The 16,643-nt window shown below is 69.0% G+C and carries 16 protein-coding genes; 9 read left to right on the top strand and 7 right to left on the bottom strand.

The window, feature by feature from the left end; all coding sequences use genetic code 11:
• From KPL57_RS60160 to KPL57_RS60175, 4 genes are all read left to right on the top strand, one after another.
• The coding region (locus KPL57_RS60160) for a hypothetical protein (protein WP_226358882.1) at positions 1-1,794 on the top strand (1,794 nt) is incomplete at its 5' end.
• Positions 1,775-1,858 (top strand): hypothetical protein, encoded by an 84-nt coding sequence (locus KPL57_RS73345; RefSeq protein WP_374203951.1) that lies wholly within the window; start codon positions 1,775-1,777, stop codon positions 1,856-1,858. The genes KPL57_RS60160 and KPL57_RS73345, both read left to right, overlap by 20 nt.
• Positions 1,855-2,250: a hypothetical protein gene (locus KPL57_RS60170; protein WP_226358722.1), complete on the top strand. Its 396-nt coding sequence runs from the start codon at positions 1,855-1,857 to the stop codon at positions 2,248-2,250. The genes KPL57_RS73345 and KPL57_RS60170 overlap by 4 nt, the downstream gene beginning before the upstream one ends.
• An 893-nt stretch (positions 2,251-3,143) precedes the next feature.
• The gene (locus KPL57_RS60175) at positions 3,144-3,950 is read left to right on the top strand and encodes a hypothetical protein (RefSeq protein WP_226358723.1); all 807 of its coding nucleotides are present in this window, start codon (positions 3,144-3,146) and stop codon (positions 3,948-3,950) included.
• Positions 3,951-4,301: 351 nt separating this feature from the next.
• Here KPL57_RS60175 and KPL57_RS60180 read toward each other — a convergent pair whose 3' ends face one another.
• The 6 genes from KPL57_RS60180 to KPL57_RS60205 form a co-directional block, all read right to left on the bottom strand.
• Positions 4,302-4,784, bottom strand: a complete 483-nt coding sequence (locus KPL57_RS60180; protein WP_226358724.1) for a J domain-containing protein — start codon at positions 4,782-4,784, stop codon at positions 4,302-4,304.
• Positions 4,781-6,799, bottom strand: a complete 2,019-nt coding sequence (locus tag KPL57_RS60185; RefSeq protein WP_226358883.1) for a TraM recognition domain-containing protein — start codon at positions 6,797-6,799, stop codon at positions 4,781-4,783. Before KPL57_RS60185 ends, KPL57_RS60180 begins: the two co-directional genes overlap by 4 nt.
• On the bottom strand, positions 6,792-7,406 hold the full coding sequence (locus KPL57_RS60190; protein ID WP_226358727.1) for a disulfide bond formation protein DsbA: 615 nt from the start codon (positions 7,404-7,406) through the stop codon (positions 6,792-6,794). Before KPL57_RS60190 ends, KPL57_RS60185 begins: the two co-directional genes overlap by 8 nt.
• A gap of 66 nt (positions 7,407-7,472) precedes the next feature.
• A complete protein-coding gene (locus KPL57_RS60195) occupies positions 7,473-8,666 on the bottom strand; it encodes a hypothetical protein (RefSeq protein ID WP_226358728.1) in 1,194 nt (397 codons plus the stop codon).
• Complete coding sequence (locus KPL57_RS60200; protein ID WP_226358729.1) at positions 8,657-9,259, bottom strand: hypothetical protein; 603 nt, start codon at positions 9,257-9,259, stop codon at positions 8,657-8,659. Before KPL57_RS60200 ends, KPL57_RS60195 begins: the two co-directional genes overlap by 10 nt.
• An 88-nt stretch (positions 9,260-9,347) precedes the next feature.
• On the bottom strand, positions 9,348-9,809 hold the full coding sequence (locus KPL57_RS60205; RefSeq protein WP_226358730.1) for a hypothetical protein: 462 nt from the start codon (positions 9,807-9,809) through the stop codon (positions 9,348-9,350).
• Between the two features lie 692 nt (positions 9,810-10,501).
• Between KPL57_RS60205 and KPL57_RS60210 the strand changes: the two genes are divergently transcribed.
• On the top strand, positions 10,502-11,005 hold the full coding sequence (locus KPL57_RS60210; RefSeq protein ID WP_226358731.1) for a hypothetical protein: 504 nt from the start codon (positions 10,502-10,504) through the stop codon (positions 11,003-11,005).
• A 13-nt stretch (positions 11,006-11,018) separates the two neighbouring features.
• Here the strand turns inward: KPL57_RS60210 and KPL57_RS71200 are convergent, their stop codons facing one another.
• Positions 11,019-11,243: a hypothetical protein gene (locus KPL57_RS71200; protein WP_226358884.1), complete on the bottom strand. Its 225-nt coding sequence runs from the start codon at positions 11,241-11,243 to the stop codon at positions 11,019-11,021.
• Positions 11,244-11,316: 73 nt separating this feature from the next.
• Here KPL57_RS71200 and KPL57_RS60220 point away from each other — a divergent pair, with 73 nt between their 5' ends.
• The 4 genes from KPL57_RS60220 (at position 11,317) to KPL57_RS60235 (ending at position 16,626) form a co-directional block, all read left to right on the top strand.
• On the top strand, positions 11,317-12,291 hold the full coding sequence (locus tag KPL57_RS60220) for a MinD/ParA family protein (protein WP_226358885.1): 975 nt from the start codon (positions 11,317-11,319) through the stop codon (positions 12,289-12,291).
• Positions 12,288-13,397: a glycoside hydrolase family 16 protein gene (locus KPL57_RS60225; protein ID WP_226358886.1), complete on the top strand. Its 1,110-nt coding sequence runs from the start codon at positions 12,288-12,290 to the stop codon at positions 13,395-13,397. Before KPL57_RS60220 ends, KPL57_RS60225 begins: the two co-directional genes overlap by 4 nt.
• Before the next feature lie 74 nt (positions 13,398-13,471).
• Positions 13,472-15,463, top strand: a complete 1,992-nt coding sequence (locus KPL57_RS73350) for a transglycosylase family protein (RefSeq protein WP_374203957.1) — start codon at positions 13,472-13,474, stop codon at positions 15,461-15,463.
• Complete coding sequence (locus KPL57_RS60235) at positions 15,460-16,626, top strand: hypothetical protein (protein ID WP_226358887.1); 1,167 nt, start codon at positions 15,460-15,462, stop codon at positions 16,624-16,626. The genes KPL57_RS73350 and KPL57_RS60235 overlap by 4 nt, the downstream gene beginning before the upstream one ends.
• Positions 16,627-16,643: the final 17 nt, after the last annotated feature.

Raw genomic sequence — 16,643 nt, forward strand, 5'->3', positions numbered from 1 at the left:
GGGCCGTCGCCGTTGCTGGGTGCTGCCGCGGTGCTCGGGACGACGGCGGTGGGGGCGCGGTGGTGGCGGGCGCATCCGCTCGGGGCCGCGGGTCGCGGCGTGTCGGCGCCGGTGGTGCCGCCGTCGGCGCCGCGGGACCCCGAACTCGATCCGTTGTGCCGGGCGTGGGCGGAGACCAACGGTTCGAAGGACGGGAAGGTTCCCGGTTCGCGGTTGACCGGCCGCGCCGACGACGCGCACACGACCACGTTCGATGTGGTGCTGCGGCCGGGCGCGCACACCGTGGAGGACCTGGTCACCCATCGAGTGCGGCTGGCCGGTGGGCTCGGTGTCGACGCCGACCGGGTCCTGTTCGCCCCGGGCCGCCGCGGGCAGGGCGCGAACAGGGCGCGGTTGACGATCATTCACACCGATCCGGTCGCCGACACCCGGTTGTTCACCGCGCCTCGCGTCGATGACGGGACCATCCGCGGTGTGGGCCGGTCGATCGACGGCTCGGGCGAGGTGGATGTGCTGATGTGGGATGACGGTGGGACGGTGCCGACGGCGGTTGTCGGGTCGACTGGGGGTGGGAAGTCCGGGGCGACGAACATCCTGACCACCGCAGCGTTGTCGACCGGTGTGTTGAACCTGCTGTATGCCGATCCGAAAGGGAATTCCTCGACCGCCCTGGCCAGCCGGGCGCGGGTCGCGGTCATCGGGAAGCAGAACGTGCTGGCGCTGCCGCGGCTGGTGACTGCGATCCTGGCCGCGCGGGCACAGATCGCCGCCGAGGCCGGCTCCGACCTGATCTTCCCCAGCGAGCAGGTGCCTGGGTGGATGTTCCTTCATGACGAGTACTCGTTTGTCGCGCACGATCCGAAGGTCGCCGCGTTGTGGACCGAGACGGTCAACACCGTGCGGGCGCTGGGGATTTGGCTGGTCGGGCTGAACCAGTCCCAAGGCCAGGCCGCGTGGGGCGGTGATCATGCGCGGTCGGCGTTCGCCTCGCAGGTGGTCGCGTTCCGCACGAACTCGAAATCATCTTCGGATCTGGTGCCCGGCCTGTTGTTCGATCCGGCGGAGTTGCCGCTCAATGATGGGCGGCCGCGGCGTCCGGTGCCGGGGATGGCGGTGCACGCCCATCTGGATGCGCCGGTGCGCTGGGACTGGCTGCCCAGCGATGCGGACGCGGCCCGGATGGTCAGCAAGGGCCTGACGGCGCCGGCGTTGACCGCGTCGGCGGCGTTCGACCGCTACTTCGCCCAGCCGGCGTTGCATCCGCTCGACGAGGCTGCGGTCACCGCGGTGCTCGGGCCGCCCGTGGGCGGGCGGTGGCAGGTCGGTGGCCTGGGCGGCACCCACACTCTCGGCGACGACGACAGTGTCGCTGGTGGAGCCGCCGGTGGGGCCGCCGTCGTCGTCGCGGCCGGTCGGGGGGCCCGGCGAGCACCTTGGGGCAGCCGCGCCAGCCGCGCTAGCCGCGCCAGCGCCGACGGGGAGTCTGCCGCTGCGGTGGAACTGGCGGCGTCGGCGGTGGTGTTGTCCCCGGTGCAGGCTGAGGTCTTGGCCTTGGTCGCGGGCGGGACGGCGACGACCGGGGCGCTGGTCGATGCTGTGACCGCGTCGAAAGCTGCGGTGCATGACGCGCTGGATGCGCTGATCGGCTATGGCCGGATTATTCGTGTGGTGCGGGGTCGTTACCAGGTTGTCGACCTTTCTCGGCGCGAGGAGAACCCGGCGGCGGGGGACTGCCGTTTGAACGATGGGGATGTTGACCTGGAGGGCAGTGTCGATGACGCTCGTCGAGTGTGAGGTGTGCGGTGACGACATTTGTCCTGGGCGGGTCTGCCCGGGTTGTGTGCGGGAGGTCGGGTGAGCCCCGAGAATGGCGTTAGTCGCGGCGTGAAGGTGGTTATCAGTACCGCGTTGTCGCGTGGCCGGGATTTGCGGTATGTCGTTGTCGATGTCGCTACTGGCGAGGTTATCGATGACGCGCAGGGTTACGGCTATAGGTCGGCGCAGAACGCGCATCGAGCGCATGGCTACACGTCGGTTTCGCCGAAGAAAAAGAAGCAGCGGGCCGCGGTGAAGCTGAAGGTCAAGGATTGGTGTGCCGCGCATCCGGCGTTCATGGCTGATGTCGAGAAGATGGCGTTCTATGCGTTGAAGGACGGTGAGTCGCTCACGCGCGCTGATATGGAGCGGCTGCTGACCGATCATGGTGTGGAGTTGCCGTTCAGTGTCGGGGTTTTAATGCGGTATTGGTGAGTTGTTTCTGTGTGCGGTGGTGAGCCGGGGAGAGGGCTGCGGTCCGGGGTTGGGTGCCGCATTTCCTGTGGGGGTTGATTGTTTGTTCTGTCGGTGATTCGGGTTTCGCGGTGGCGCTCGTTATGAAGTGCTATCGGTCGGGCGGTCGGCGAGTCGATCCGGGCCGCGGCCTGCCCTAAGGTGGGTGAGGACGGGAAGCGGATTGGCGGCGTCTTTTCTCGGTGCTGAAACAGTGTTCGTGCTGAAACAGTGTCTTTTCTTGACGGTCGGCGTTTGGTTTCGCGCCGGGGCATGGTCGTTTTTCGGCGTTCTTGGTGCCTGCCCTCCGGGAGTGTTGACGGGTTGGCAGGCGGCCCGGCCGTGGCGGCGGTGCGGGTGTGTCGGATCGCTGATGGGCTTTGATACGGCTTTGAAGCGGCTGGAAGCTCCTGAGAAGCGGCGTTGAGGGTTTTCTGCTGCTGGTCGTGGTCAGTTTGGGCGTGTGGCCTGCTGGTCTAGTGTGTCGGGCTGGGGGGCCGGGGCCCGACACCACCCCCAGCCTGCTTCGCTGACGGCCGGGGTGGTGTCGGGCCCCGGCCCCCCAGCCCGACCGGGTCACGGAGTGACCCCAGTGTTCTAGTACGAAGTTCAATGCCTTTAAAAAAGCAAGGTCAAGGTCAAAGTCAACAGACTGTGGGGGAGGTGGTGGTCGGGTTGGGTTGGGCGTATCTGTTCGTAGGTGGGTTGTTCGCCTCGCTGCGCATCGGCGTAGTCAAATCCTCGGTTTATCGGGGTGGTCGGGTTGGGTGGTGATCTTTTGCGGCGGGTGGGGTTGTTCGCCTCGCTGACGCCTCGGTGGTGTGCGATGTTGTTGGCGGAATATTTTGGATGGGTAGCAGGAAAGGGTGGTTGTGGTGTTGGGTGAAGTCGGTGAGCGGGTGCGTGCGCGGCGTCGGGATGCGGGGTCGGTGGTGTTGACGGCGCGGGATACGGGTTTGTTGGAGATTGCTGCGCATCAGTATGGGTTGCCTCTGGATTTGTTGTCGAGTGTGTTGGGGGTGTCGGCGCAGGCGGCGCATGCGGTGGTGGGTCGTTGGAAGCGTGCGGGGTGGGTGTGTACGGGGAAGGTGGATGCGGGGGCGATGTGGGTGTGGCCGTCGCGGACGTTGGTGCGGGAGTTGTTGGGGTGGGATGTGCCGGGGTGGCGGCCGCGGCAGACGGTGTCGGGGCATGTGCGTGCGGTGGCGGCGGTGCGGTTTCATCGGGTGGGTTTAGATGTGGGGCGGTGGGTGTCGGAGCGGACGTTGCAGCATTTAACGGGGTGGCGTCCGCGTGGTGTGCCGGTGCCGCATATGCCGGATGGGGTTGAGGTTTTCCCGGATGGGCGCCGCGCTCTGGTGGAGGTGGAGTTGTCGCGGAAAACACGGTCACGCTATCTTGAGTCGCCGCCGAAGAATGGGGAGGCGGATATGGTGAAGGGTTTGTTGTCGACGGTGGTGGCCCGGGCCCGGGAGTTGGAGTGTGTCGGTGTGATGTATTGGTGCGCGCCGAATGTGTTGGGGCAGGTTCAGGATGTTGCGGGGGAGTTCCTGGAGCGGGACCGGGCGCGGCGGGCGCGGGCGCGGTCCCCGGAGGCGTTGGCGCCGCAGCTGAAGTGGGCGATCCGGGACATCACCGAGGTTCCGTGTTGGGAGCCGGCGCCGCGGCGGTCGGCGCGGTGAGGACGATGAGGCCGGTGGGCGTGACCCGACCTGCCCCGACCACGAACAGACCGGATGAACCAGCAGCCTCGAGGTCCTCGTCTCCGGCGACAACGCCGTTGACGGGCAGGTCCGGGCCCGGCTCCAGCCCGCTACGGCTACGGCGCCCGCGGCCTGAGCACCGCTCGGGCGGCCTTGTATCGAGGAAGAGCAGCCGTCGAGACGGGCGTGGTGTCGGTCCGTCGTCGGGCATCCGGTGACCTCGTCGGACACACACGACGACCGGTTGAGGCTATCGTCGCTGGTGGCGGGCGCCGGAGTTCCTGTTTCGCGGTCGGAGTAAGCGCGGTCTGGACGGCGCCCGCCCCACGGTCAGGGACCGCTTACCGGCGAGCGGGATTCAGCGTGGGCGGCGGCCAGGTAGACATGGTGGGCGGCCGCTACCGCGCCCAGCACCGCGACCATCGCGGCCACGACCGGCGCGGCGACCAGGGCGAGACCAGCGGTGAGGACACCGACGGCAGTGAGCAGCCCGAAAGCCCGTAGGAACAGAAGTCCACCGATGGCCGGCGCCGACGCGCGCGGCCCCGCCGGCCCCGCCGGCCCCGCCGGGCCCGCCGGTGTCGTCGTGTGTGGAGTTGCTCGCGGTGGCGCTGGTGGTGTGGTGAGTAGTTCGTAGGCGCTGGTCAGGGCGATGAACCGTTCCGGGTCGCCGCCCCGGTCGGGGTGGTGGTGGCGGGCGGCGGCCCGCCACGCGGTCCGTAGCAGCTCAGGTGAGGCGCCGGCGGGGACACCGAGCAGCGCCGCTGCGGCGGCCCGCGCCTGTTCAGGATGGACACTCGGGCTCGGGCTCATCGTGGGTCCTCGTTGCTGGTGTCGTGTGTCCAGTCGTCCCCGGTCCAGTCCGGGGCCTGGCCATCTCCGCCGCCGGTGGCCCGGGCGCCGTTACCGGTCGTGGTGCCGGGTCGGCGGAGGCGCCGGTTGATCGCGGCGGCCTGGCCTGCGGTGAGTCGGCGCCGGGACAGGGCCGGACCGTCGGTGGGTGCGGTCCGCCGTGGCGAGCCGACGATCGCGGGCGCGGCGGTGAGTGGGGCGACGACGCCGTAGATGACCTGGTCGGGTGTGGCGTAGGCGAGGTGGTGGCGGGGGAGTTGGCGGAGCCGGTTCGGATCGAGCAGGTAGGTGTGCTGGCGCCGTATCGTGCCGACACCGGTCATACGGCCACCGTCGAGTTGGTAGCCGACTTCGTCGACCAGCCGCGTCCCGAACCGCTCGGCCAACGCTTCGGCGTTGCTGGTGCGGCCGAGTAGGGCGCCGCCGCCCATCGCGCCCAGCAGCCGGCGGCGTTGGTCTTCGGTGTCGGCGAGGCCTTCATAGGACTGGGCGGACACGATCACCGAGCCGCCCAGCGACCGCAGGCGTTCGACGAGGTTGATGACGTCGCCGGCGGTGTCACCGGAGACCGCGGAGAACTCGTCGATGACGAACAACACCTGACGGCGTTGCCCGTGGTGGGCGACACCGAGTTCGTAAGTCAAGAGTTCGATGAGGACGGCGGTCTTCGTGGCGGCGACGACCTGGTCGGTGGCGCCGGGCACGGAGACGTAGAGGGCGTCGAAGTCCGACAAGGGCTGGCCGGCGTCGAAGTCGCCGCCGATGCTGCGGAACAAATCCGCGAACAGCAACAGGTCGGAGTCCAGCGATGAGGCGCCCGCTCCGACGCCGGTGGTCTTGGTCAACGCGGCGATGGCGCGTTCCTCGACCGGATGCCCCGCCCACGCCGCAGCCAGCCAGGCCGGGTCGAGGCGTTGGAGGAACTCCGCCGAGGATGCGGGTGGTTTCTCGGTCGGTGCGTCGATGATCAGGTGGAGCAGGCCGCGTTGGAGGACGTCGTAGAAGCGGTGATCGGTTTTCGCGAGTTTGTGCAGGGCGGCGCGGAGCTGGGTGGCGGGCATGCGCCACATGTTCAGCCGCGTCTCGAACGGGAACACCCCGATCCGGTCTGGCGACAGTCCCAGCTCTTCCAGGGCGTCGGCCCATTCGTGGGCGTCGGTGTCGGCGTCGGGGCCGCCTTTCGCCGCCAGGAAGATCACCAACGGCCGTGATCCCGCAGCGCCGTGCTGTTGCTGGTTGTAGGCGGTCCAGGTGATTTCGGCCCAGCTGGCTGAGCAGCGCACCAGCATCGTGGTCTTCCCGGCGCCGGTCTCGGCCAGGCAGACGGCGTGAAGGGCGATCGCGGGCATCGGGACCTGTAACCACGGCGCGGCGCGCCGCCGCAGAGTGTCAGTGAGCAGGTCCGGTTGAGCGCGGACAGTGTCATAACAGGGGCCGAGGACAACCGAGCGTGTGCCGGTGCGGTCGGTGTGGGCCAGCGGGATGCGCTCGCGGCGGGCGCGGCGGGCCGCCGCACCGGCGCGGATGTGTAGCTGGCGGCGGACGTGACGTTCCCCGGCGGCCTGGGCGACACCGGACCGCATCCGCTTGGTGTAGAAGTGCCACCACACCCAGGACGTGATCGCCACCAGAGGGGCGGTCGCCGCGGCGGAGTCGATCCCAGCGGGCAGGTAGTGCCCGTCCCATGCCTGACGCACCGCCGAGGCCGTCAGCTCCAGGCCCCACCAGGGCAGCATGCCGACGATCGGCCCGGCCAGCGCCGCAGCGGCCACGACGACCAGGGCGAGGTTGCGCAGCCGGCGCGGTTCCCAGCCGCGGGCCCACGCCCACAACACCAGCACATGCCCGACCACCGTGGCGGGCACCACGACCGCCGCGACCGCCACGAACACCTGACCCACCGTCACCGAACCGAACAACGGGATATCCGGAAGGTCCGGGGCCCGCGCCGCGAGCACCTTCGCGAGGTCACTCATCGCTACTCGTCGTTCGGGTGCGCTTGAGTTCGGTGAACTCCGGGTGCGCGATCAACGTCGCGACCGCATCGAAGATCGCCGCGCCACGTGCAGTGTCGGGGACGGTGGTGAGAACCGGTCCGAAGATCCCCGTCCCGCCGATCCGCACGATCGGGGTGCCGACGTCGTCGCCGACCCCGTCGAGGGCGGCGTGGTGGCTGGCGATCACCGCTTCGTCCCAGACCTGGTCGTCCGCGGCGCCGTAGAGGGTCATGGCGTCGAGGGCGGCGAGTGTGTCGCGTAGGACGGTGTCGCGGGGACGTTCCCGCAGGTCGTGATAGCGGTGACCGAACTCGTAGAAGTAACGGTGACGGTGCTCGGGCCCGCGGGTCGCGGCGATCGCTTCCGCGACCCGGACCGGGCGCCACGCACTCTCATAACCCCGCGTCAGCTCCAGCGGATCGGCCGGGTCCTGATTGAGGATCGCAAGGGACATCGTCCGGAAGTCCAGGTCGAGAGGGCGGGCGCGGGCGACGTCTCGTAGCCACTGGGACGTGACCCACGCATACGGGCACACCGGATCGATGTAGGCGGTCACGGTGATCCGGTCTTCAGTCGAAAGTTTCATCGGGCGCATCCTGATTTTTTCTAGCCATGTTGTTGTTGAGGGTCGCGGGTCGCGCCAGCGGGCCAGCTAGTCTCCAAAGGTCATCTTTTTCAATTCTTGCGATACCTGGACGAGGAAGTAGACGGCGTCGGCGGCGGCAGTCTCGCTATCATTGTGGCCGTAGAGTAGATCAAGTAGCGCAGGACTCGGCGCCGCCGCGTCTTGCGAGCTGAGTGGCGGCGTGAAGCTGGTGGCGTAGTACACGACTGCCGCGAACTCGCGGGGCGCGGGCGTCGGACCGTACGTTTCGAGGAACTGGTTCAGGACGCCACTTATCCGGAGAAGTCCCTCGATGACTTCAAATAGTCGTTTCTCGTAGTCGCATGAGACTCTGAACTGGCCCTCTGGGCTGTCGGCCTGGTCGAACAGTTTAGCGATATCGCCGTTGTCTGATATGTCGATCTCAACGCCGGGGATGGTGTCGACAAGACGGTTGCGCAGGGTGTCGCTATGGCTGATCGCCCAGCGCCTCTGCCGGTAGTCAATGAGTCGGAGAATCCCGAACACGATGATCGCCAGGGCCGCGCAGAGCTGCCCGACGCTGCTCGCGATGAAGTTGGCGGTATTGATCGCAGAGATAGCGGCGTCAGGCGGCTGAAGCGAATTGTGCGTGATGACAACGAGCCGCGAAACCGATGCTAGCGCAAAGAGCGTGCAACCCAGCCCCAGGAGTGAACACGCCCCAGCGAGAGCTTTGGTGGATTTACGAGCGAGCGCGAACGCGAAACTGGCAATGCTCGCGGTCGTCCAGATGAACCAGGCTCCACCGATGAAGTAGGAGAGGACTATTGTCGGGTACCCGTTACCCGGGTTCATGATGGTGTGCGACCGCAGCTCGACCGGGGTAATGAGCTGTAACAGCAGCATCGTTGCGACAACGACCGCCGCTGCGCGGGGGACCAAGCGAATGAGTCGATCATTCCGGTAGCGCAAACTAGAGAAATAAGCGGCCAGTAATCCCAGACCGAATGTGATCAGCCCGTTGAAGACGATCTTTCCAGCGCCCACCCAGGAGACGCTGTCGATGGCGGCACTCACCTGTGGGAAGCTGAGGATATTGCCTACTGCCACGAACCAGACGCTGATGCCGAGCCATGCGGCCTGCTTCCGGATCACTCGGGGGATATCCGGGCCTGGCCGATAGTAGTCGTAGGTCTTGATAGAAGCCGTGACGACCAGAACGATGATAAGGAAAATTTGGATGAGTCGAGCTATTTCCATCGGGACCCCATCAGGGTGTAGGTGAGGTCCGCGAGAACGGGATCGTCACTGACCTGGAGATAGCTGGGACGGCTCCGTTTGGTCCACGAACTGAGAATGAGACCGCCTGCGTCGGCCTCGGTCTCCATCTCGTTCAGCCGAGCAATTTTCGCTTGCTCAGCCGGACTGGAGTGTGATGGCAGAGCGATCCTGGTCCGACTGCAGATGAACCGGGTTTTTTCCGTGGCGGGATCATTCAGGTGATCCCGCCATATGTGGACGAGTTCGTGGCCAAGGATGTAGTCCTGGTGGCGACAGATAGTGGCACCCTGGACCATGATCTTGTAGCTTTTCTCCGTCGAATCATAGATAACGGCTCCGGTCCCCGACGAAGTCGCCACCGGAATCCGCTGTGTCACGATGGGAACCCCAAGTACCTCAGCCATTCGTTCCTGCAGCGCATCCATGCAAAACGGAATCCTCATGCCAGTCTCGGCGAGCAGTCGAAAGAGGCTGGCATCCAGCGGCTCGCTGGTCCGCTGCTCGATCCCAGTGGCGCCGTCGTGAGTCACGCCCCCCCCCCAGCCATTTTCGACAAATTCTTCCTTTTCCACTGGGGGAGCAGTCGATATCTACCGAGCACGAGGGTTCCTCTCGATCTCTTCCCCCGACTAAAGGTGAATGAACGTCCTAGACTGAGGGCTACTCAGGAGCGGCAGCCGGGCGTGAAGCTGTGTCACCGCCAAGAACCACCTGCGTCAACGCACGATTAAAAGCCGCCTGCTGGGCCGGGCTGAGCTGTGAGGCTTTCGCGGCCACATGCTCGATATGCGCTTCCCGTAACGCGACTTCCAACTCGATCTGGGCTGTTTCCTGCTCGACAGCGGCTGCATCGTTGAAGAAGAACGCCGGGCTCACGCCGAACAGGTCGGCCAGCGATTGGATCACCTTCGCCGACGGATTCGCGGTGGCCCCTGAGCGCATCTCGGAGAAGTATGCGGGAGACATCGCAGCGCCAGTGGCTGTGATGGCGTTCACCGCCGCCTGCGCAGACCAGGCCGACCCGTCCGGCTGGATCGTCTTCGCCTGGAGGTAGCGCAGCTTCTCCGCGAAGCTCGATCCCGCCGTCGGCGGCTCGATCGGCTCCTGCTTCTTCCTGGCCATCCCCGCAACCTTTCCCTCGCCCAACCACCCAGTCGTTCGACAGGGTGAAGTGCTGATGCTATCGTGTTTCCACAGTAGCATATAGTTCGGTATATCGAATACTGAGTGGAGGCGGGGCATGCAGCGACAGTGGCTGGGCGATGACGGAACGCTAGCGGCGAAGTATGCGCTGCGTCCGCCACTCGCGCACCGAGAGTGAGCATGGCACGTCGGCTTCCGCCACCGTCACCGCCACCGCCCAGCCCCAGCGACAGCGGCGACAGCCGCACCTTGTCGCTGCCGGCCCCAGTCGGTGCAGTACTCGGTTTCCCGTCTGTCTCCGGCTGCGATCGGCCGGTCTGATGTCACGACGCAGCAGCCCCGGTCCCGCCGAGTGCGTCTCTCCGTGGCTGGTAGCGCCAGGACTCGGTCCCAGGGACACGGCGGCCGACAGCGCAGAACCTCGGGATGAGCTTGGGACCGCATCCGTGCACGTCATTACCTCGCGGCGCCCACGACCGGACCGTCCAGCAGCGCAGCGTGGAGGGGCTGACCGGCACTACTGCTCTGCTGCGCCCGATCCTGGTGACCATGTTGAGTTAGCGTCGCCGCAGGTCAGGTTCGACGAAGCGTTCCCAGCGGCGGCGCCGCCGCGGCGGCGGCCTCTCGACCGTGTCCCGGCGGAGCCGTCGTTCGCCCGTGCGGTGCGTTCGGTGGAGCCCGTGTCGGATGTGGAGGCGTCGGCGTTCGCTGCCCGCTTCGCCTGCGATTTCCAGTCGTTCGACGAGGACGTGCCGTGGCGCCGCGCTGAGGTCCTGCGCGAAGTTCTCGCGGATGCGCAGGCGTGTACGTGGGGCTGGGCCGGCGCGGGCCGTCAGCGTGCGGATGCGCCGTTGCCGGGCCGGTTGTATCGCCGGTCGGACACGGTGGTGTTCGTCGAGGTCGTCGTCCGCGCCACGCCGTATGTCCGCGTCGACACCACCGGCGGTGTGCCTGTCGATGTCGATGGTCCGGAGGTCGGGGAGGTGGCGGCGGTGCCGGGGATGGTCGGCCGCTCTTGCGCGCCGCCGGAGACGGACGCGGCCTGGGCCGCGGGTGAGGCGTGCTGGGTGCGGATGACGGTGCCCGTCACACGCGCTCCGGAGGACGGCCGTCTGGTCGTCGATCCCGGTCTGCTCACCGGTCCCACCGCTGACGAAACAGGCGGTGGTCGTTGATGTCGTCGAGTAATCACGTGTCGTCGTCGCCGGAGGCGGCGGAGTCGGGCGGGACGCCGTCGTGGTTGACCGGAGATGCTGCGGCGTGGGCGGTTCCCGGTACGCCGCCCGCGGCCGAGACGCCGGCGGCCGGAGCATCGGTTCCTGAGGATCCGGGCGAGCGGTCGGCGCGCCCGGCGGTCGAGCCGCTGGAACCGGTGGCGGCACCGCCGGCGGCGGCGTTCTGGAGCACCGACACCGGCGGCGAGGCCGGTGATGGCTCCGCACCTGGAGCACCCGGGTTTTCCGATGGTGGTGCGTTCGCTGATGTGGTGCGCCCGAAGCTCGCGGCGCCGACACACGGCTGGCGCGCCGCCGTCTACGCGCTCACGGCTGGGCGGTGGAATCCGGGCCTGTCCGAGGCCGAGCTGCGGTTGAAGGACCAGGTGCGGCGGGTCACGACACCGTTGTCCGGGCCGTTCTCCGTCGCGGTCGGCAGCATCAAAGGTGGTGTCGGGAAGACGACGTGTACCGGTGTGCTGGGTCTGGCGATGGCCGAGTACCGCGGGGATCGGGTCATCGCGATCGACGCGAACCCGGACGCGGGGACGCTCGGGGATCGCCTGGTCGGGGAGGCCCAGGCTGGGCGGCGGACGGTGCGGGACCTGCTGCGGGATCTGGATCAGGTCCGTACTTCTACGCAGCTGTCGGGCTACACCCACCTCGCCGGACGTCTACGCGTGCTCACCTCGGAGCAGGCCCCGGAGTTGTCGGAGATGTTCTCCGAGCGCGACTACGAACGCGTCCTGCGGCTGCTCTCGATCTACCACGAGCTGCTGCTCACCGACTGCGGGACCGGCCTGGTGCACTCGGCGATGCAGGGCACGCTGCGCCACGCCGACTCCCTGGTCGTGGTCGGCGCCCCGACGAAAGACGGCGCGTCACGGGCTGCGCGGACGCTGCAGTGGCTCGCCACCCACCAGGACGACCAGGGCCGGTTTCCGTATCGGGACCTGGTCCGTGACGCCGTCGTCGTCCTGTCCTGTGATCGCCAGTCACGGTATGTCGATGACACCGTCATCCGCGACTACTTCGCCTCCAGGGTGCGGGCGGTGGTCGAACTGCCCGCCGACCCACACCTCGCCACGGGCGACATCATCGACCTCGACGCCCTGGCCCCCGCGACGCGGGATGCGGTCCTCGAACTCGCCGCGGTGGTCGCCGACGGTTTCCAGCACCGCACCCACGGTCTGGCTTCCCACGGTTTCCGCGCCGACCACGCCGACCGTCAGGCCGGTATGCGGTGATCGGCTCCGGGCTGGTCACCGCCGTGGTGGGAGCGGTGACGTCGCTGGCGGTCGCGTTCGCTCCGGCCGCGCCTGTCCCGGCGGACGCACGAGTCGAGTGCAGCTGGCGCATCACCGCGGTGCACGTCCTGGCCGAACTCGACGGCGATCGTTCCGAGCGGGCGCAGATGTGGCGGGAGGCGTTGACCAGCGTCGGCGCCGACCAGACCGGCTTCATCCCCGCCACCTGCTACCAGGCCGGGAACCACCCGGATGATCATGAAAACGGATCCACCGAACATCCAGCACAGACCGGACAGGTCGGGCAGGACGCACAGGGCCCGGCCGGTTCTTCCCCGCTGCCGTCCGGGCCCGGCCAGGGCGACACCGCAGGTGAGATGTTCGGCTGGGGCGCCCCGGACGTCGTCGACGACTTCACCGGCACCACGCTCGGACCGGGATGGAACGCCTACGACGGCCCCGGGCATGCCGGGAACGGTGTCCGTTCCCCGGCTGCGGCGACCGTCGCCGGCGGTGTCCTCACCATCGACGGCACCGGGGACGGCACGACCGCCGGCCTGGCCTGGACCGCGCACTCCCAGAAATACGGACGGTGGGAAGTGCGGATGCGCGCCCCGACCGGCTCCCCCTCCTACAACGCGCTGGCCCTGTTGTGGCCGACCGAGGAGAACTTCCCGATCGGTGGGGAGATCGACTTCGCCGAGATCATGGATCCGTCCCGGGACAAGATCGAGTTGTTCCTGCACTACGGCGCGGACAACTCCCAGGTCCACGGCGAACTCCAGATCGACGCCACCCGGTGGCACAACTACGCGGTCGAGTGGACACCCGGCGGTGTGACCGCGTTCGTCGACGGCCGCGAATGGTGGAAAACCACCGACACCTCGATCTTGCCGCCCGGCCCGATGCACCTCTGTTTGCAGCTGGACTGGTTCCCGCGCGGGGACGGCGAGTCCGGGCGGATGCAGGTCGACTGGGTCAAGCAGTGGGGCCTCGCCGCAGGTGAGGGCTCGTCCACGACCTCCGGCGGCAGCGCCGGCTCGACCGATGCGGATTCGTCGACCTCGATCACCGACGAGATCAACAACAACACCGGCAGGTCCTAGCCGCACCTGACCTACCGCACCCGCTCGTGCTCCTCGGCCCCCTGCTGACCTGCTGACCTGGAGGTTTTCCCCGCATGTCCCCGCTACCGCGTCCGCGTCGGCGACGGTCGTCTCGTGCGGCGCGGCCGTCGTGGGCCGACCACGTCCCCCGCCGCCGCCTGTCCGACCGTCTGCCTGCCCGGGTGTCGGCGCCGCCGTCGGTGGTGGTGCGTCGGTCCGCGGTCGCGGTCCTGACCGCGACCGCGCTACTCGGCGCCGGTGCCTACACCGCCACCGCCCTCACCACCGACCCGGGGCAGGGCCCGGTGACGGTGCTCGGGCTGACCGCGACCGGAGCTTGCGATAATCGCAAGGCCGCACGTCAGCACGCCGCAGCGACCGCGACACGAGCGCAGGCCCGGACGCTGCTCACCCACCTCACCCTGTCCGACGACCCAGCCGACCGAGCTCTGGCCGGGCAGATCACCGATCTCGGGTTCCGGCCCGCGACCGAGTCGGTCGAGTGGCGGCAGCAGGCCGTGGACGTCTCCGACCAGCTCCACCACCTCAACAGCGCCGATCCGCAGGTCCAGGAGGTCGGTGTGCGCCTCGCCGCGGCCGGGCGCGGCCCGACACCGGCCGACCTGATGACGCCGCCACCCGCAGCCGATCTCGTCGACGACACCGCCGCCGGCGCCGGCGCCGATGCCGCGGTCGGCGCACTGGACCAGGCCCGCTCCGCAGTCACCACACCAGCCACAGCAGCGGCACCGCCAGACCGGGCGGAGCAGCCGCGGGCTGCGGCGCCGCCGGTCCCCGCAGCCTGCACCGACCAGCACCGCACGGCCCCGCCACCGGCCCCGCCACCGGCCCCGCCTCCGGCGGCGCCGGGACAACCGCCCGCGGAGAAAAAGCCGACCGGTGAACCAGCGGCACCGGCCGCTACCGCCGCGATGCCCACAGCAGCCTCACCGCCCACGACAACACCAACACCAGCACCGACGCCCAGCGCCGACCCCCGCCCCAACCCCGGCAACGGTGAGAAGACGGGCGCGCGCACCACCGGTAGCGGCCGGGACGACGACAACCAGGTCGCGACCGATCCCGCACCGATCAGCGCGGCACCGACCCCAGCGTCCTCGTCGGCGAACCGTGTGGTCACCGACGTGCAGACCAGCCCAGGACAAACACCGTCAGCGGAGGACGTTGCGACCGCGCGAGCGGCGATCGGCATGGTCACCGACCTGCTCACCGCGATCCGCGCCGACGGCAGCGGCGACGCCACACAGGTCGGCGTCACCGTCCTCGACGCCCTGGATCGTGACCGGCTCGCCGCGCTGGGCGCCGACCCCGCCGACCTGGCCGCCCTCGACCAGCTCCGTACCACTACTACCGACACCACCAACGGCAGCAGCAGCAGCAGCGGTAGCAGCGGCGGCAGCACCGACGGCGACGGCGCCGCTGGTGGCGCCGCAGGTGGTGGGGCGGTGTCGTCGAGTGCGGGAGCGGTGTCGGCGGGCATCGAGAAGCTGACCGCGCAGGCCCGCGCCGCAGCCGAGGTCGACCCGGTCGCCCAGGACCTCCTCGACGCCCTCGACCGCCCCAGCACCAGCACCGGTGCCGGCACCGGTGTGAAGGGCAGCCGCACGACCAGCACCGACAGCGGCACCGGTGCCGCCGGGAACGACACCACCGGAGACGCCGCTGCTGGTGAGCGGGCCGAGGACGGCGTGGCCGCTACCGATGACCACGCCGCTCGTGGCGGCGCTGCTGGTGAGCAGCCGCGTAGGGCCGGGGTGGGGGCCGAGCCGCCGCCGGTGACAGACGGAGGAGTCGCAACCTCGGCGGCGGGCTCGACCTGGGACAAGCTAGCCCACTGCGAGTCCGGCGGGAACTGGAGCACCAACACGGGCAACGGCTACGCCGGCGGCCTGCAATTTTCCCCGTCGACCTGGCGGGCGTTCGGCGGCGAAGGCGAAGCGCACGAGGCCAGCCGGGAAGAGCAGATCGAGGTCGCCAAACGCGTGCAGGCCGTGCAGGGCTGGGCGGCGTGGCCGGCCTGTTCGAAGCGACTCGGGCTCCGATGACCGCCGCCACCCACTCGACCGACGACACCGACGGCACCGACGGCACCGACGACCGCGCCGTGGAAGGTCCCGGCCTGCCCGCGTCCGGTTCGGCTGCGCGGCCGCGGTCGGTCCCGCAGCTGTGTCACCTGCTCGGTACCGCCGCCCGCCGCGGCGCCGTCGGGGCGGGCCTGGATGCAACGGATGTGGAGATGATCGTGGATTTGACCGCCGTCGCCGCGGCCCGTACCGCCCGCGCCGGTAGTCCTACCGACACGCTCGCCCTGGCTGAGCAGATGGGCGCCACGGTCGCCGCCGTGACAGCCCGGGCCCGGCAGGTGTGGCCCGACCACGTCGGGGCGGCGGACTGGACACCGTTCGGCGCGGTCATCCCCGTGCTGGCCGGGTCCCCCGCCGCGGGGGCATCGACGGTCGCCGCGGCGATCACCGACATCGCCCACCAGGACAAACGCTGCTGCCTGCTCATCGACGCCGACGATCCGGCCCGGTCCGGTCTCGCTCAGGCCGCCGGCGCGGACGGGCCGTGGACCCGCCCGGTCACCGACCAGGTCCAGGTCCGCTACAGCTGGCGCGGGGGCCGTCCCGGCACCGGTGCGCTGCTGGCCCGCCTCGACACCACGCTCCCCGGTGTGACACCGGGGATGGTGCCCGCGCCGCCGGACTGGCTCCCGTCCCCGCCGCCGCGACCGCTGCACGTCACCGTCGCTGATCTGGGCAACGGCGGCTGGCGGGCCGCAGCGTCGGTGACCTCCGGTGCCGGAGGCTGGCTACGCGGCGGGGAGCCGATGCCGCGCCCGGTGCTGGTCGTGCGCGCTACGCGGCCGTCGCTGCGCGCCGCCGAGCAGGTCCTGGCCCGCCACGACACCTGGGTACAGGCCGGTGTCGCGGCACCGGTGTGCGCGCTGGTCGTCAACGGCGCCAAACGCTGGCCGGTCGGGATCGACGGCGCCACCGGGCCACGACTGTCGACGCTGCTCGATGACGCGGTGTTCATCCCACCGAACGCCGCGGTCGAAGCCGACGGTGTCACTCCCGACCTGCTACCGGACAAAGTCACCGACGCACTCCGACCGCTGCTTGCCTCCTGGGGCGTGATCGACCTCCTGGCCGGGTCGGCCGCCGCCCGCGACACCCCAGGACCAGGCCGAGGACCAGGCCCGTGACCAGCACACCGCCGTTG

The organism is Pseudonocardia sp. ICBG601 (assembly GCF_020496245.1).

Bases quoted from the DNA above. Each gene is read 5' to 3' on its own strand.
- KPL57_RS60195 (WP_226358728.1), bottom strand. From the start codon at position 8,666: ATGGAAATAGCTCGACTCATCCAAATTTTCCTTATCATCGTTCTGGTC.
- KPL57_RS60180 (WP_226358724.1), bottom strand. From the start codon at position 4,784: ATGAGCCCGAGCCCGAGTGTCCATCCTGAACAGGCGCGGGCCGCCGCA.
- KPL57_RS60235 (WP_226358887.1), top strand. From the start codon at position 15,460: ATGACCGCCGCCACCCACTCGACCGACGACACCGACGGCACCGACGGC.
- KPL57_RS73345 (WP_374203951.1), top strand. From the start codon at position 1,775: ATGACGCTCGTCGAGTGTGAGGTGTGCGGTGACGACATTTGTCCTGGG.
- KPL57_RS60205 (WP_226358730.1), bottom strand. From the start codon at position 9,809: ATGGCCAGGAAGAAGCAGGAGCCGATCGAGCCGCCGACGGCGGGATCG.
- KPL57_RS60185 (WP_226358883.1), bottom strand. From the start codon at position 6,799: ATGAGTGACCTCGCGAAGGTGCTCGCGGCGCGGGCCCCGGACCTTCCG.
- KPL57_RS73350 (WP_374203957.1), top strand. From the start codon at position 13,472: ATGTCCCCGCTACCGCGTCCGCGTCGGCGACGGTCGTCTCGTGCGGCG.
- KPL57_RS60190 (WP_226358727.1), bottom strand. From the start codon at position 7,406: ATGAAACTTTCGACTGAAGACCGGATCACCGTGACCGCCTACATCGAT.